Genomic DNA, 13,779 nt, shown 5'->3' with positions numbered 1-13,779 from the left:
GCATGCGCAGCCAGTGGCTTGAAGGAACAATCAGGCACAGACGCCACACACCCGTCCGTCACGAGTTCCAGTATCAAACCGGAATGATGGCGCTGGCTCTCGACGAATGGCAGAACGTAACCAGTGTGAGCCCGTTCTTTTCCCTTGAACGATTCAACTGGCTCGCACTCCGACGTCGGGATTACCTTAAACCTGACCATGGCGACCTGTTATCAGCGGTCAGAGATTACGTGGCAGAGTGCTGTGGATGGCTGCCTGATGGACCCATAGAACTGGTTACCCACCCACGCTACTTCGGTTATGTATTTAACCCCGTGAGCTTCTACTTCTGCTACGCAGCTGGAGACTCGCCGCTCCAGGGAGCTGTACCCAAAGTGATTCTTGCCCAGATCACTAACACCCCGTGGAAGGAGCGCCACGTTTATTGCCTGGAGACGTCAGACACGCCAGCGAACACATCTGGCTGGCGCACCGAAAAGTTCACCTTCGATAAGCGCTTTCATGTTTCACCGTTCAACAGTATGGACCAGCAGTATCAGTGGACGTTCAGCTTCAGGGAATCTGAACTCCGGATTCACATGAACGTGATTGAAGGAGGCGAAAAGCAGTTTGACGCCACACTGGTGGTCCAAAGAACCCCTCTGACTCGTAAAGTAGTTCATCGGAGCCTGCGGCAATTTCCCGTTGAAGCCATGAAGGTTACAGCCGGTATTTACTGGAATGCCCTTCGCCTTAAGCTCAAGGGTGCTCCGTTTTACACACATCCGGATAAACTAGAAAGGTAGGCTCATGGAGAACCTGAATCGTTCGTTAACTTCGTCTGATCCTTCCGCCAGCAGCTCTGGAAGCTCACCTTCCACGTTCACTCGTATTGCCCGCAGCCTTGTCATTCAGCAATTACAAAGACTGAGTTCCGGGGTACTGGTCGTGCGGGAGGCGGGTCTCGACGATCTGACATTCGGGGATGGAGATACCAGCTTCCCTGCTGCTGAGCTGATCATTCATACACCGAGCACCTGGAGCGATCTCCTGACCGGTGGAAGTATCGGGGCTGCCGAGGCTTATGTCTCCGGAGACTGGACCTCACCGGATCTGGTTGCCCTTCTCCGCTTCTTTACCCGCAACGTGGACCGGATGAATGAATTTGAAGACCGCTTCAGCTGGATCACCAAACCCGCCCTCAAGGCACTTCACTGGCTGAATCGCAACACCCCTGAGGGTTCCCGGAAAAACATCAGCGCCCACTACGATCTCGGCAACGAACTGTTTGAGCTGTTTCTTGATCCCACCATGATGTACTCATCCGCGATCTATCCAGATGCCAGCTCAACACTGGAACAAGCGGCGGTTCACAAACTCGACACCATTTGTCGGAAACTGAATTTGCAACCGGGTGACCGCGTCATGGAGATCGGCACTGGCTGGGGCGGCTTTGCAATTCATGCTGCCCGGCATTATGGCTGCCATGTAACCACCACCACGATTTCACGGGAACAGCTTGATTGGGCCCGGGAACGGGTGCTGTCAGAAGGGCTGGAGGACTGTATTACTCTGCTGTTCGATGATTACAGGGATCTGGGAGGCCAGTTTGACAAGCTTGTTTCCATTGAAATGATCGAGGCCGTAGGGCCACAGTTCCTCGACAGTTATCTTCACCAGATCAGTGCGCTTCTGAAGCCTGATGGGCTGGCATTAATCCAGGCAATCAATATGCCCGAGCAACGGTACCGCCGGGCGCTGAAAAACGTTGATTTCATCCAGCGGTACATTTTCCCGGGTAGCTTCATTCCCTCTTTGGGCGCGATTCTGGATTCTGTTCGTACTCACAGCAATCTGGTGCTCAGCCATGCTGAGGACATCGGTTTCCACTATGCGCGTACCTTGCATGACTGGTGCCAACGGTTTATGGCGAAGCGCGATGAACTGGAATCACTCGGGTACGACAAAAAATTCCGTCGCCTCTGGCACTTCTATTTTGCCTATTGCGAGGCTGGTTTCAGTGAGCGGGCGATCGGGGTTTCCCAAATCGTCTTAGCGAAGCCAGGCAACAAGCAGGAAAACCTGTTGAGCGTATGATCAGGCCAGAAGGAGCAGCAAACGCCCTTAATTTTGTTCTGTTTCAGGCGGCCTGGTTCATTTGCGTACTCTATCCCGGTTTGCCCGCCGTGGTTCTTGCACTCATGTTTGTGATGGTTCATCTCATAGCCATCAGCCGGAACCGCTGGGCGGAAGTGCAATTTATCGGCCTCGGTACCGTGCTTGGTGGCATGCTCGACAGCCTGTGGTTTCGGCTCGGTATCCTGGATGACGGTACCGGGGCCCTGCAGCTCACTCCCCCCTGGCTCGTCGCGATCTGGGCCACGTTCATGACGACATTCAGCCATTCTCTGAGCTGGGTAACCCGCAAACGCCTGACTCTGCTATTGCTTCCGCCTGTTGCGGGACCGCTGGCGTACTGGTCAGCGGCGGAACTTGGGGCGATCGAACTGCCCGAACCCGCTTGGTCAATAGCTGCCCTGGCAACCGGTTGGTTGGTGCTCTTCCCCTTACTCACCTACTTGCGAAAACTGCTCTATCCGGAGTTGGTGAGATGAACGGGTTAGTGCAGGCTACGGTCCAAATCATTATCAAAATCGCTATTCTCGTCGCACTACCGGTTGCTTCCTGGGCAACCGAGCGCATGACGTTTACGGGTACCGCGCGCCAGGAAAACGGCGATACGCTGTACACAGAAACCCATAGTGTCAGCGGCACTTGCGGCACCGGAACATTCCGGCCCGAGGTGCAGAAAATTGCCTACCAACTCCGTGAAGAAAGCGCATCATTCGCCCGGAAGATATTGCGTTATGAGCGCTCACTACTCAGACCCACCGTCGAGTTCCAACAGCCCGATTACTCCGAAACATTGGATATTCACTACCCGGATAACGACCGCCTGCAGATCAGCTGGACCATGGCGGCAGGCTCAAACAAAGAAACCCGGCGTTACGATTTAGCATACGCCAATGATGTTGTCGTCGATGCAGGGTTCGACCACTTGGTACGGGATAACTGGAAACGTGTTCAGGAGGGGCGCACAGTCGAATTTGAATTCCTGGCACCGACACGCGGGGAAACCTTCGGTTTCGTCATGGAGCCAGCGATGGATAGCGGTATAAGCGCCGACCATGTGGTGAAAATTCGTCCCAGAGGGCTTGTTCTTCGCTTCCTCGTGGATCCCATTATCCTCGGATACAACCAACAGGGCTTTCTGACGGACTACGTGGGATTGACTAACATCCGCAAAAGCAGGAATGAGAACTATACGGCACATATCCGCTACACACTCGACCAGGCCCCTGCATGTAACTTGACCCATTAATGACCCAGGTAACGATCCGGCCAGCCCCAAAAGCCCCGTCGCTCTTGCCACAGACTCCAGCATGGTTTCCTGTGATAAACTCCGGGCGGAATCCATCCCGGAGACAAGACACCCATGATGTTTGTTTCATTCAATGTCAACAGCATACGCACCAGGCTGCACCAGCTTGAGGAAGTTGTAAAAACCCTCAACCCGGATTTTATCGGGCTTCAGGAAACCAAAGTCCGCGATGAAGAGTTCCCGGTCGACGCAGTCAAAGAGCTTGGCTACCACGTGCACTTTCATGGTCAGAAGACACACTATGGCGTGGCCCTGTTGTCGAAGATGGAGCCTGAAGAGGTCGTCAAAGGCTATCCCTGGGATGGCGAGGATTCTCAGCGCCGCCTGATTACTGGCAAGTTCACAGTCAATGGCGAAACGCTCACCGTCATCAACGGATACTTTCCACAGGGCGAAAGCCGGGACCACCCGGTAAAATTCCCCGCGAAAGAGAAGTTCTACGCAGATCTCATGAAATATCTCGATGAACTCAAGCAATCAGGCGGGCATGTGGTTGTCATGGGCGACATGAACATCTCACCGACCGACAAAGATATCGGCATCGGCCCGGACAACGCCAAACGCTGGCTACGAACCGGCAAATGCAGTTTCCTGCCGGAAGAACGGGAATGGCTCGGCCAGGTCGAGCAGAGAGGCTTTACCGATGTATTCCGTCACCTGCACCCGGAAGAATCCAACACTTTCAGCTGGTTTGATTACCGCAGCAAGGGGTTCGAGCGTGAACCCAGGCGCGGACTCCGGATTGATCTCATCATGGCCAGTGACAGCCTTCTTCCGAAAGCGAAGGAGTCTGGCGTGTCCTACGATGTTCGTGGGATGGAACGGCCTTCAGACCACTGCCCGATCTGGGCCAGCTTCGATCTTTAAGGTTACTCCGGCGCGCCATGAAAAAAATTAAAACCCGCGACCGTATCCTCAATACAAGCCTGGCGCTGTTCAACAGCGCCGGGGAACCCAATGTGACGACCCTGCTGATTTCCGACGAAATGGATATCAGCCCGGGAAACCTGTATTACCACTTCAAAAGCAAGGGTGACATTGTTGAGGAGCTGTTCGCGGTTTTTGAAGAGGAAATGCTTGATCTCCTCGCTGTGCCGGAAGACGCTGACATCAGCCTCGATCAGCTCGGTTTTTTTCTGCACATGCTGTTTGAGGCTGTTGCGCGGTACCGGTTTATCTATCAGGATCTGGTTAACGTTCTGTCCCGCTACGATCAGCTTCAGGGAAGGTTTCGAAAAATACTGAAAAAGAAGACTGGGGCGTTTGAACTTATCTGCGGCAGTTTCCGGCGCCAAGGGATGATGGAAATTGAAGCCGAAACACTTTCAGCATTATGTGAGCAATTAACGCTAACATCCTGTTACTGGAGCAGTTTCGACTCCCTGTCACATCTGAACGACCGGGAGTCGGTCGACCCCGGCCGGGGCGTTTACCAAATGATCCAGTTGATCACCCCCTACCTGGCATCGGATGAGCAGATGCAGGCAATGATGATGAGCCGGGATTATCTCTGAGGCCAACGGCCCGGCTTCTTACTCTTCTTCGTCACTGCCAGAGGCATTACGAAGTCTGTCCAACTCCCCTTCGAGCGCGTCAATACGACGTTCCAGCGCTTCGATTTCCTCTCTGCGATGAATACCAAGCCGCCTGAGCGCACCTGATACCCGCTCATCGAACATGTTTTCAAGCTTGTCCCAGGTCCCGGTCGCGCGCTCTTTCACATCACCGACTCTATCCTCGACAGTTTTGATCTGCTTCTCGACAACGCCCCGGGTTTTGCTCTCCAGCTGTTCGCCCTCCTGAACGAGGCGATCAAAGAAACGACCGGTGTCTTCTTCGGCCTTGGTGTATGCACCGAGCCCTGCAAGCCAGATCTGACGAGCAGAATCCTTGATTTTTGCAGCCAGTTGCGGATCATTCTCCGGCTTCTTGTCGTTTTCTTCAGACATGTAACAACCTCAGGACGGGAAAAACGCTGTGAAGGGCCATTGTATTACACTAAAGCAGGGATTTCAGTTAGCCTGAAACGCTTGCCACACAAGGCCTCAGTATAAACACCCTTCCAATATGAAAAAATGTTTTCAAACATAAGTGACCTTTGCTTGAAGTGTTCAAATTATAGTCAATACTTCCCTATACCGGTGTCCCTGCTGATGCCGGTTTGTCTGGAAGTCTTTCATGGATACTACTCGCACGCCTCTGCCCGGCAATCTCTGCCGGGCTTTTTTTCTTTTAAATTGCCCCCAATTATATGCTTATTCCATAATAGGCATATGCATTACTTTGGAGACTTAAAATGATCGATATTGCGTGGGGTAGCTTCACCCCTTGGTCCGCCCTATTCGGCGGCATTCTCATCGGACTTGCTGCTGCCAGCTTTCTTTTGCTGAACGGCCGCATTGCCGGAATCAGCGGAATTCTCGGAGGCTTGCTGGTCCCTGCCCGTGGCGATATCGCCTGGCGGATCGCCTTCCTGATTGGCCTCATCGGTGCACCAACGGTCTGGATGCTCGGCGCAGAATTGCCCGCCATCGAGATCAACGCAGGATATCCCGCCCTTATTGCAGCCGGGTTACTCGTTGGCGTTGGTACCCGGTATGGTTCCGGTTGCACATCTGGCCATGGCGTTTGTGGTCTGTCCCGTCTTTCATTGCGCTCACTGGCCGCCACATTGAGCTTTATGGCCGCCGGGTTTGTGACTGTTTATATCATCCGCCACGTTTTGGGAGTGTGATACCTTGAAATATTCAATCGCTTCTTTGTTTGCGGGCCTGATCTTCGGGCTTGGGCTGATCGTCTCTGGTATGGCTAACCCCGAAAAAGTACTCGGCTTTCTGGATATCGCAGGGCTTTGGGATCCTTCCCTTGCATTCGTGATGGGCGGTGCCATTGTCGTGGGGCTGGGAGCCTTTGCCGTCGCACGCCGTCGCACTGTGTCCTTCCTTGGCTTTAACATGAAAATTCCGCCTCATACCCATATCGACAAACGCCTGATTTTTGGCGGCCTGGCATTCGGTGCGGGCTGGGGAATCGCCGGTTTCTGCCCCGGGCCCGGGCTTGTTGCCTTGGGAGCGGGTGAAGCCAAAGCCGTTGTATTCGTTGCCTCCATGGTTGCTGGAATGATCATCTTCGAGGTGATTGAGCGCGCCAGAGCCAGGGCAACTGTGTAATCATAGTCGCCAGCCAAACCACTTCCGGAGGAAAACCATGGATTTGAGAAAAATTGACGATACGATTTCGGTATCTCCGCAAATCTCCGTTGAAGATGTGGCCATAGCTGCACAGCTTGGCTTCAAGACCATCGTCGCAAATCGCCCGGATCATGAAGAACCAGGCCAGCCTCTGATGGCTGATATTGAAAATGCAGCCCGTGTAAGCGGTCTCGAATGGGTCTATATGCCGGTAGAGTCCGGCAATATCACTGACGGCGACGTGGATCGCTTTGCGCCGATGATCCGGGATGCGGAAAAGCCCGTATTGGCCTTCTGCCGATCTGGTACACGCTGTACCATTCTATGGGCACTCAGCGCCGCCCGAACGCTACCCGCTTCGGATGTTGTCGCCAAAGCTCGCAATGCCGGTTATGACATTAGCGGACTGGCACCAAGGATGGCACAACAAGCCGGTTAACTGAGGTTCCGATTCACTCATCAGAGGCAAGGACTCGTTCATGCAGTACAAAGGTTCGGAGAATTTCAGCCACAAGCAGCCAGACCGTTTTGGTGTTCTTATCACTAACCTTGGAACACCGGATGCACCGACAACGCCAGCACTTCGCCGCTATCTCGCTGAATTTCTCTCGGACCCACGAGTCGTTGAAGCCCCACGAGCACTCTGGTGGCTTATCCTCCATGGCATAATCCTGCGCTTCCGCCCCCGCCGGTCAGCCAAAGCCTACGCCGGAGTTTGGGAGAAGAACGGATCGCCACTGCTGATCCATACCTCAAGACAGGCTGAGGGGCTCCGCGAAGCGCTGAAAAAGTCCTACGGCGACAATGTCGTCGTCGAGTTCGCCATGCGCTACGGCAACCCGTCCATTGCCGGTGCGCTGGACAAAATGCAGGAAGCCGGCGTTCGGCAACTGGTGGTCCTGCCGCTTTACCCTCAGTATTCAGCGTCTACATCCGCGTCCACCTTTGATGCTATCGCCAAGGATTTCATGCAGCGGAGATGGCTGCCGGACCTACGGTTCATTTCGCATTACCCGGATTTTCCGCCTTACATCGAGGCAATGGCCCGCCATATCGAATCCCACTGGGCGAACCACGGCCGCCATGAGAAGCTGATCCTGTCCTATCACGGGGTTCCACTGAAATACCTCCAGAAAGGCGACCCCTATCATTGCGAGTGCCACAAGACCTCTCGGCTACTGGCTGAGCGACTCGGTCTTGGCAATGATGACTACATGACGACCTTCCAGTCGCGGTTTGGCCGTGAGGAGTGGCTTAAGCCCTATACCGATGAAACGCTCAAGGCGTTCCCGGGTAAAGGCGTTAAGTCCATCGATGTATTTTGTCCTGGGTTCTCTGCGGACTGCCTTGAGACAGTTGAGGAGATAAACGAGGAAAACCGGGAATACTTCATGGAGGCGGGTGGAGAAGCATTCAGCTATATACCCGCCCTGAATGCCTCACCGGTTCATATTGAAGCGCTGGTGGCACTAATTGAGGAGAACCTGAAGGGATGGGAACTCCCATCAGGAGATCAGACTGCTCTTACTGAACGTCAACAACGAGCTGACAGCCGGAAACAACAGACCTTTCCAGGCCGGGACATCTGATCCGGCCTAGCTCCGTTCCTCTTCGGCATCAGATGCCACAGGCACAGCCTGACAGAAGGTGCATTCTTCATTATCGACGGCAGCGCCACCGGACTCCACATAACGGATTCGGTGGCTCGCCCGGCCACGATTTGCCGAAACAAAAAATTTCCGGTCATCGCGCTCTACAGACGCGTGTTGAGTTTTATCCACGAAGCTCTTACCTGTATCTGTCATGCGCCCTCCTGACCCAAATACGGATCGTGCAATCAGGCCCATTATGACCATACCGGCAGACGGCAGCCAATAAGCAGTTATCCGAGGCAAACACCAGCGAACAGAGGCCGGAATGAAAGCAATGCAGTTGGGAAATTTCGATGCCAGAACAGGCTGATAAAGAAGAGTCAGGAAAAAATGGCGGTGGGCCAGGGATTCGAACCCCGGGAAGGCTACTAACCTTCGGCGGTTTTCAAGACCGCTGCATTCAGCCGCTCTGCCAGCCCACCGTTTTTCCATTGCTGCCTCATCGACAGCGGGGTGCATGATACCGGATTTGCCTGAGCTGTCAACGCCCTGCATAAATCTCGCCGGGGTTTCTTACATTAACTCTATTTAATGGAATCTCGGGTACGGTTTTCGGTCATAAATGATTGAAAGTCCGGAATGTGCCATTATCATCAGTACTAGATTTCTCAGATTCTTTCATTAACAACCCAGGCTTCCCTGTCAACAAACAGGAACCTAACGGAGAGAGAGATGCAAAACCGAGATTACGGCTACGAACAGAACCGGGGCAATATGATTGCCCGCGGGTCCGCGACGGCTGCCATCAGCCCTGCGGCCTCCAAGGTTCTGAAGAACACCTACACGCTGCTCGCCATGACCCTGCTGTTCAGCGCAATTATGGCAGCGGTTTCCATGAACATCGGCCTTGGCCGCGGTGCCAGCCTGATCTGCAGCCTGGGTGCTCTGGCGCTGGTATGGCTGGTTCTGCCCCGTACCGCGAACAGCGGCGCAGGCATTGGTGTTGTGTTCGCCTTCACCGGCCTTCTTGGTCTGTCTCTTGGACCGACCCTGAACTACTACCTGCAGATGTCTAATGGCAGCCAGATCGTCATGCAGGCCCTTGGCGGCACGGCCCTGGTATTTTTTGCTTTGTCTGGCTATGTCCTGACCACCAAGAAAGATTTCAGCTTTATGCGCGGAATGCTCGTAGCTGGTCTGGTCGTGGTGTTGGTAGCTGCCCTGGGCGCTCTGGTTGCCAGCATGTTCGGTGTTGCAATCACCGCGTTCAGCCTCGCAATCAGTGCAGCCATTGTATTCCTGATGTCTGGATTTATTCTCTATGACACCAGCCGCATCATCAATGGCGGCGAGCAGAACTACATCATGGCAACAACCGGTCTGTACCTGAATATCTACAACCTGTTTGTGGCACTGCTTCAGCTTATTGGGGCGTTCAGCGGCGACGACTGATTGCAACCTCCCCTCCAGCAAAGCCCCGGCCCTTGCCGGGGCTTTTGCTTTCAGTAAACTGATCATTACCCAAGACAAGACCGGTAATCATGAGCAACACAACCGAACACAGCTTTTCACTGGTCATTACCGGCGCACCCTATTCCTCTCAGGCGCCTCAGACCGCGCTTGCTTTCGCAGAGGCTGTTATCGCAGCAGGACACCGTATTGACCGGGTATTTCTCTATGGCGATGGCGTTCACCTTGCTTCAGCCCTGATCGCACCGCCGTCAGATGAGATGAACCTGCCGAAATTGTGGTCAGAATTTCTGGCTGAACACAACATTCCCGCCGTCGCTTGTATCGCCTCAGCGCTACGCAGAGGACTGGTTAATGAACAGGAGCAGAAAAGGTACGAACTGAGTGCCAGCAACCTGCTACCTGCTTTTGAAATTGCCGGGCTTGGCGAATGGGTGGAGAGCACCATCAAATCCACCAAGACCCTCTATTTCCATGCGGGGGACTGATTGATGGAAACCCTGATCGTCATTGACCAAGCGCCTTATGGCAGCTTCGCTGGCCGTGAAGCGCTGGACATGGCTTTTTCACTGGCCGCGTTCGACCAACCCGCGAGCTTGTTGTTTACCGGTGCGGGCGTGCATTGGCTGCGCAAAGGCCAGGCACCTGATTCGATTCACCAGAAATCCGTTGAGAAGAACCTTTCGGCAGCTCCCATTTTCGGTATAGAGCAACTGCTTGTTGATAGTGCATCTTGTGAACGCTTTGGGCTGACCGTCGACGACCTGCCTGATGGCATTACCCTGATCGACGGAAATGCTGACATGATCGGCCGATACCAGAATGTGCTGTTTGCCGGCTGAAGCGACCTACCAATGATAAGATTGACCAGACTAGAGCATTAATGATGAGTGACTTCCATACTCTGCATATATTGAACAAGACCCCGGACCACCCTCGTTTCTCCGAATGTTTGGGGATGTCTTCATCGGATGACGCTCTGCTGCTGACCGAGAATGGTGTTCTCGCGCTGACTACCTCTCGTGTACTTGGCGACCGGACCGTGTATGCACTGAAGTCAGACCTGACAGCACGCGCTATAGACACTCACCAGAGCAACGTCGGTGCCATCGACTATCAGGGTATGGTTGAACTGTCTCTCAAAGCCAAACGAGTTATTTGCTGGTAATCATGACGACCTCAAACCTCCCCGCCAGAAACAACGAAGGCTTTCTCGAGGATGCCTTTGCCTGGAGCCGGGAAATAGCCGAAGTCATTGCCCGTGAGGGCGACATTGAACTAAGCGAAAAACACTGGGAAATCATCAGGTTTTTGAGGGAATTTTACAAACAACATGAAATATCTCCACCCTCAAACCGCCTGTTTGTGAAAGCGGTGCGTGAAGCGTTGGGCGAAGAAAAAGGTAATAGCATTTACCTGATGCAACTGTTCCCCGGCACACCTGCGAAAACTGCGTGCCGGATTGCCGGCCTACCCAGACCGACTAACTGCCTTTGATTATTCCCGGGACGTTTGATCGTCCCGGTTCTGATTATGTCGTTCCAGGTCGGACGCCGAGCCGAGAAAAGCACTGAGGCCATTCTCGAACAACCCGCTTCCAAACTTCAAAAACTGGCGCGTTGACTCGCGAACGGTACCATCCAGTGCTACTTCCGGAAGCTCTCGTAAGGTTTCCGAAACACCAGCCTTTACACCTCGGGTTACCTTTGGCTCTATCTCATTTGTCGCCTTGATGAGTTCTTCGACTCTGGCATTAAGGTAGGGGCGCACAATCAGGTGCCAGAACGACAGCATAACCAGAAGGACTGCCACTGCCGATGCCAGCGCATGAACCAGAACCGTTAACCAGATTGGCATTGATTGTCTCCTTTACTTAATCTCGCGGCCGACATTCGTTTCAAGCAAACAGGCCCTGGAAAGTCAGAGAGGTGAGTGAAATGAACTGCAGAGCTCCCGCCATCGCCCCGAATATACCCCCAACCAACATAAGCCGAAGCTCTTCCTCGCGAAACGCCGGCCTGAGGATGTCCTGAAACTCAACGGGGCCAAGGGATTTCATCTGGCCAGACAGCACTTCCGCAACCACTGGAGCTCTTTCGCGATTGAAATCGGGGTCACTGAACACATCCCTTGTCGCCAGCACGGCTTTCTGGTTCATCACCTTCTTGAGTTCGGTATAGCCGGTCATGCCCACGGTGACCTGAGCTGACAGCTTCATAATTATTGAATTATCCAGCAGGGGGCGCAGGTGTTTCTGGATGATGGCGCGGGTCCGCTCACCCTGATTGCCGTTCACCATGGCATCAGCCACCTTCTCGACCGTAATCAGTTCTTCGGCAACGAGTTTCGCCCAGATATCGCTGATTTCGGACTGTCTGCGCAGAAACAGGCCCTGAATTTTCCAGAAAAGCACCCGTCGAGGACGAAGCGGCGAAAAAATCAGGTTGATTGCGATCCAGTTGGTCAAAAAACCAATGGCAAAGCCACCTATCGGCAGTAGCCAGGGTTCAGGGTAATGGGTCCACAGGGGAACAAGTGCCGCGCCAAGAATCGCGCCTATACCGGCGCCCCGGTTGATAACAGAACGCAATTCAACCGAGCCTGCCTGCTGGAAAATGCGATTCATCAGATCCGGATGGGAGGCCAGCTCGCGACTGAGTAGTGCTTTGAGATCTACCAGATCATCGAGGTCATCGCCGAAATCTTCCATAAGTTCTTCGATACGGGAGGGTAATTGCTCCCTTGCCCACTGGTAGATACGGTTTTTCAGAAACAGTGGCAGGTTGTCCCATAGCACTGGCTGGATCTCGTACATCACTTCGTCGATGTACTCATCCAGCCTTGGCGTCACTTGCGATACCACCTGTTCAACGATCCGTTGGGGCTCCAGTTTCTGATAAACCGCATTCAGGTCTCCAAACTGCTGGAGAGTTCGATCAATACAGATATGCGCCATTTTTTCCGCTTTTCGGGGAATAACGCCCTGCCAGCCAACCGATCCGATCCCGATGAACTGGACCGGATAGAAGGACATCTGAATTGCAAGCCAATTGGTGAACCAGCCCACAACGGCGGCCATCACAGGCACTGACAGAAGCGCAGCGTCGAACAAGTTGAACCCCTGATAATAAACGCGGCATTAAATGCCAATATTCATATTTTCGTATACAGCCTGAATGGTAGAGCCAGGTTGTAGCCGTTTATATGACAAATCATGAAGCAACTGGCTTGTCGCAACATTGGCCGTGACGCCAGTCTTGAAGTGGAAATGCGGCAGCTTGCCGTGGATCTGAAGGGACGACCGCGCCCTGTCAGGCGCGGCGATACAAGCCAACCCGGGACAGCCGGGCTGCCGGAACTTACTGGTAGTAGGCGTTTTCGGTCTGAGTGTGATCTGTAACGTCACGCACTTCCGTAATCTCCGGAACGCGTTCGGTCAACGTGGTCTCAACACCTTGCTTGAGCGTCAGGCTCACAGCTGAACACCCCTGGCACCCTCCACCGAAGCGAAGCACGGCCACAGATTCGTCAACGATCTCAACCAGGGAAACTTCACCGCCGTGAGCGGCAAGGTTCGGGTTGATCTCAGATGCCAGAACGTAATTCACCCGATCCGGAAGCGGAGCGTTCTCGTCCACATTCGGCACCTTGGCATTTGGCGCCTTGATCGTCAGTTGGCCGCCCATCTGATCCTTTGAGTAATCGACATAGGCTTCTTCAAGGAACGGCACCGATGCGTGGTCAAGGTAGAGTGTGAACTTGCCAAGGTCCACTTGTTCGTCAGTCGGTACGATCTCGTTGGGTGGACAGTAGGCAAGACAGGTTTCTGCATTCTTGGTACCGGGCTGGGTCACGAAAATACGCACCCCCATGCCTTCTACGTCCTGCTTCTCGATAAGTTGCGCAAGGTAATCCCGTGCGGGATCTGTCACAGTAACCAATGCCATGATTCCAACCCATTAGTGTGTTTGTCACCATTTTAAGGGAGTTCTCAGGAACATAAAAGACCAAGTAAAATAGTCGGGCATTAACGGGACTACTTAATTTCCCGTATAGGGTGCAAATCATCGGGGCAATTGATAATGATCATTCGTACTAAGACGAC

At 53.5% G+C, this 13,779-nt stretch carries 20 protein-coding genes and 1 tRNA gene; 15 read left to right on the top strand and 6 right to left on the bottom strand.

Going from position 1 to position 13,779, the window contains the following annotated elements:
• Positions 1–2 precede the first annotated feature (2 nt).
• The 6 genes from FWJ25_RS07335 to FWJ25_RS07310 all read left to right on the top strand — a co-directional run bounded on the left by FWJ25_RS07335 (position 3) and on the right by FWJ25_RS07310 (position 4,935).
• Entirely contained in the window at positions 3–785 is a 783-nt protein-coding gene (locus tag FWJ25_RS07335) for a DUF1365 domain-containing protein (protein ID WP_149599637.1), read from the top strand.
• A gap of 4 nt (positions 786–789) precedes the next feature.
• Positions 790–2,076, top strand: coding sequence for an SAM-dependent methyltransferase (locus FWJ25_RS07330; protein ID WP_149599593.1), 1,287 nt, complete (start codon positions 790–792; stop codon positions 2,074–2,076).
• Positions 2,073–2,594 carry a DUF2878 domain-containing protein gene (locus FWJ25_RS07325; protein ID WP_149599592.1) on the top strand — a complete coding sequence of 174 codons (522 nt, stop codon included), beginning with the start codon at positions 2,073–2,075 and terminating at the stop codon, positions 2,592–2,594. The genes FWJ25_RS07330 and FWJ25_RS07325 overlap by 4 nt, the downstream gene beginning before the upstream one ends.
• A complete protein-coding gene (locus FWJ25_RS07320; RefSeq protein WP_246166680.1) occupies positions 2,591–3,361 on the top strand; it encodes a hypothetical protein in 771 nt (256 codons plus the stop codon). The genes FWJ25_RS07325 and FWJ25_RS07320 overlap by 4 nt, the downstream gene beginning before the upstream one ends.
• Before the next feature lie 114 nt (positions 3,362–3,475).
• Positions 3,476–4,288 (top strand): exodeoxyribonuclease III, encoded by an 813-nt coding sequence (gene xthA, locus FWJ25_RS07315; protein WP_149599591.1) that lies wholly within the window; start codon positions 3,476–3,478, stop codon positions 4,286–4,288.
• Between the two features lie 17 nt (positions 4,289–4,305).
• On the top strand, positions 4,306–4,935 hold the full coding sequence (locus FWJ25_RS07310; protein ID WP_149599590.1) for a TetR/AcrR family transcriptional regulator: 630 nt from the start codon (positions 4,306–4,308) through the stop codon (positions 4,933–4,935).
• A gap of 18 nt (positions 4,936–4,953) precedes the next feature.
• On the opposite strand, the gene FWJ25_RS07305 is transcribed toward FWJ25_RS07310, so the two are convergent.
• Positions 4,954–5,370 (bottom strand): phasin family protein, encoded by a 417-nt coding sequence (locus tag FWJ25_RS07305; RefSeq protein ID WP_149599589.1) that lies wholly within the window; start codon positions 5,368–5,370, stop codon positions 4,954–4,956.
• 347 nt (positions 5,371–5,717) lie between these two features.
• On the opposite strand from FWJ25_RS07305, the gene FWJ25_RS07300 reads away from it, so the two are divergent.
• The 4 genes from FWJ25_RS07300 to hemH are packed head-to-tail and all read left to right on the top strand — an operon-like array spanning position 5,718 to position 8,201.
• Complete coding sequence (locus FWJ25_RS07300; RefSeq protein WP_149599588.1) at positions 5,718–6,155, top strand: YeeE/YedE family protein; 438 nt, start codon at positions 5,718–5,720, stop codon at positions 6,153–6,155.
• Positions 6,156–6,159: 4 nt separating this feature from the next.
• Positions 6,160–6,591 (top strand): DUF6691 family protein, encoded by a 432-nt coding sequence (locus FWJ25_RS07295; RefSeq protein ID WP_149599587.1) that lies wholly within the window; start codon positions 6,160–6,162, stop codon positions 6,589–6,591.
• Positions 6,592–6,628: 37 nt separating this feature from the next.
• Positions 6,629–7,051, top strand: coding sequence for a protein tyrosine phosphatase family protein (locus FWJ25_RS07290; protein WP_149599586.1), 423 nt, complete (start codon positions 6,629–6,631; stop codon positions 7,049–7,051).
• A gap of 40 nt (positions 7,052–7,091) precedes the next feature.
• The gene (gene hemH, locus FWJ25_RS07285; RefSeq protein WP_149599585.1) at positions 7,092–8,201 is read left to right on the top strand and encodes a ferrochelatase; all 1,110 of its coding nucleotides are present in this window, start codon (positions 7,092–7,094) and stop codon (positions 8,199–8,201) included.
• A gap of 6 nt (positions 8,202–8,207) precedes the next feature.
• On the opposite strand, the gene FWJ25_RS07280 is transcribed toward hemH, so the two are convergent.
• The gene (locus FWJ25_RS07280) at positions 8,208–8,417 is read right to left on the bottom strand and encodes a hypothetical protein (RefSeq protein WP_149599584.1); all 210 of its coding nucleotides are present in this window, start codon (positions 8,415–8,417) and stop codon (positions 8,208–8,210) included.
• Between the two features lie 178 nt (positions 8,418–8,595).
• Positions 8,596–8,686, bottom strand: a tRNA-Ser gene (locus FWJ25_RS07275).
• A gap of 250 nt (positions 8,687–8,936) precedes the next feature.
• Here FWJ25_RS07275 and FWJ25_RS07270 point away from each other — a divergent pair.
• From FWJ25_RS07270 to FWJ25_RS07250, 5 genes are all read left to right on the top strand, one after another.
• Entirely contained in the window at positions 8,937–9,656 is a 720-nt protein-coding gene (locus FWJ25_RS07270) for a Bax inhibitor-1/YccA family protein (protein ID WP_149599583.1), read from the top strand.
• An 89-nt stretch (positions 9,657–9,745) separates the two neighbouring features.
• Complete coding sequence (tusD, locus tag FWJ25_RS07265) at positions 9,746–10,162, top strand: sulfurtransferase complex subunit TusD (RefSeq protein ID WP_149599582.1); 417 nt, start codon at positions 9,746–9,748, stop codon at positions 10,160–10,162.
• 3 nt (positions 10,163–10,165) lie between these two features.
• Positions 10,166–10,516 (top strand): DsrE family protein, encoded by a 351-nt coding sequence (locus tag FWJ25_RS07260; RefSeq protein WP_149599581.1) that lies wholly within the window; start codon positions 10,166–10,168, stop codon positions 10,514–10,516.
• Between the two features lie 41 nt (positions 10,517–10,557).
• Complete coding sequence (gene tusB, locus FWJ25_RS07255) at positions 10,558–10,842, top strand: sulfurtransferase complex subunit TusB (RefSeq protein ID WP_306462853.1); 285 nt, start codon at positions 10,558–10,560, stop codon at positions 10,840–10,842.
• Between the two features lie 2 nt (positions 10,843–10,844).
• A complete protein-coding gene (locus tag FWJ25_RS07250; RefSeq protein ID WP_149599579.1) occupies positions 10,845–11,171 on the top strand; it encodes a TusE/DsrC/DsvC family sulfur relay protein in 327 nt (108 codons plus the stop codon).
• Here the strand turns inward: FWJ25_RS07250 and FWJ25_RS07245 are convergent, their stop codons facing one another.
• The 3 genes from FWJ25_RS07245 to nfuA all read right to left on the bottom strand — a co-directional run bounded on the left by FWJ25_RS07245 (position 11,172) and on the right by nfuA (position 13,621).
• Complete coding sequence (locus FWJ25_RS07245; RefSeq protein ID WP_149599578.1) at positions 11,172–11,531, bottom strand: hypothetical protein; 360 nt, start codon at positions 11,529–11,531, stop codon at positions 11,172–11,174. It abuts the gene before it with no gap.
• 40 nt (positions 11,532–11,571) lie between these two features.
• On the bottom strand, positions 11,572–12,786 hold the full coding sequence (locus tag FWJ25_RS07240; protein ID WP_188093577.1) for a DUF445 domain-containing protein: 1,215 nt from the start codon (positions 12,784–12,786) through the stop codon (positions 11,572–11,574).
• A 247-nt stretch (positions 12,787–13,033) separates the two neighbouring features.
• Positions 13,034–13,621 carry a Fe-S biogenesis protein NfuA gene (gene nfuA, locus FWJ25_RS07235; RefSeq protein ID WP_149599577.1) on the bottom strand — a complete coding sequence of 196 codons (588 nt, stop codon included), beginning with the start codon at positions 13,619–13,621 and terminating at the stop codon, positions 13,034–13,036.
• Between the last annotated feature and the right edge of the window lie 158 nt (positions 13,622–13,779).

The organism is Marinobacter salinexigens, assembly GCF_008370345.1.
GTDB classification, from domain to species: domain Bacteria; phylum Pseudomonadota; class Gammaproteobacteria; order Pseudomonadales; family Oleiphilaceae; genus Marinobacter; species Marinobacter salinexigens.
This window is presented reverse-complemented; position numbering and strand designations above follow the sequence as displayed.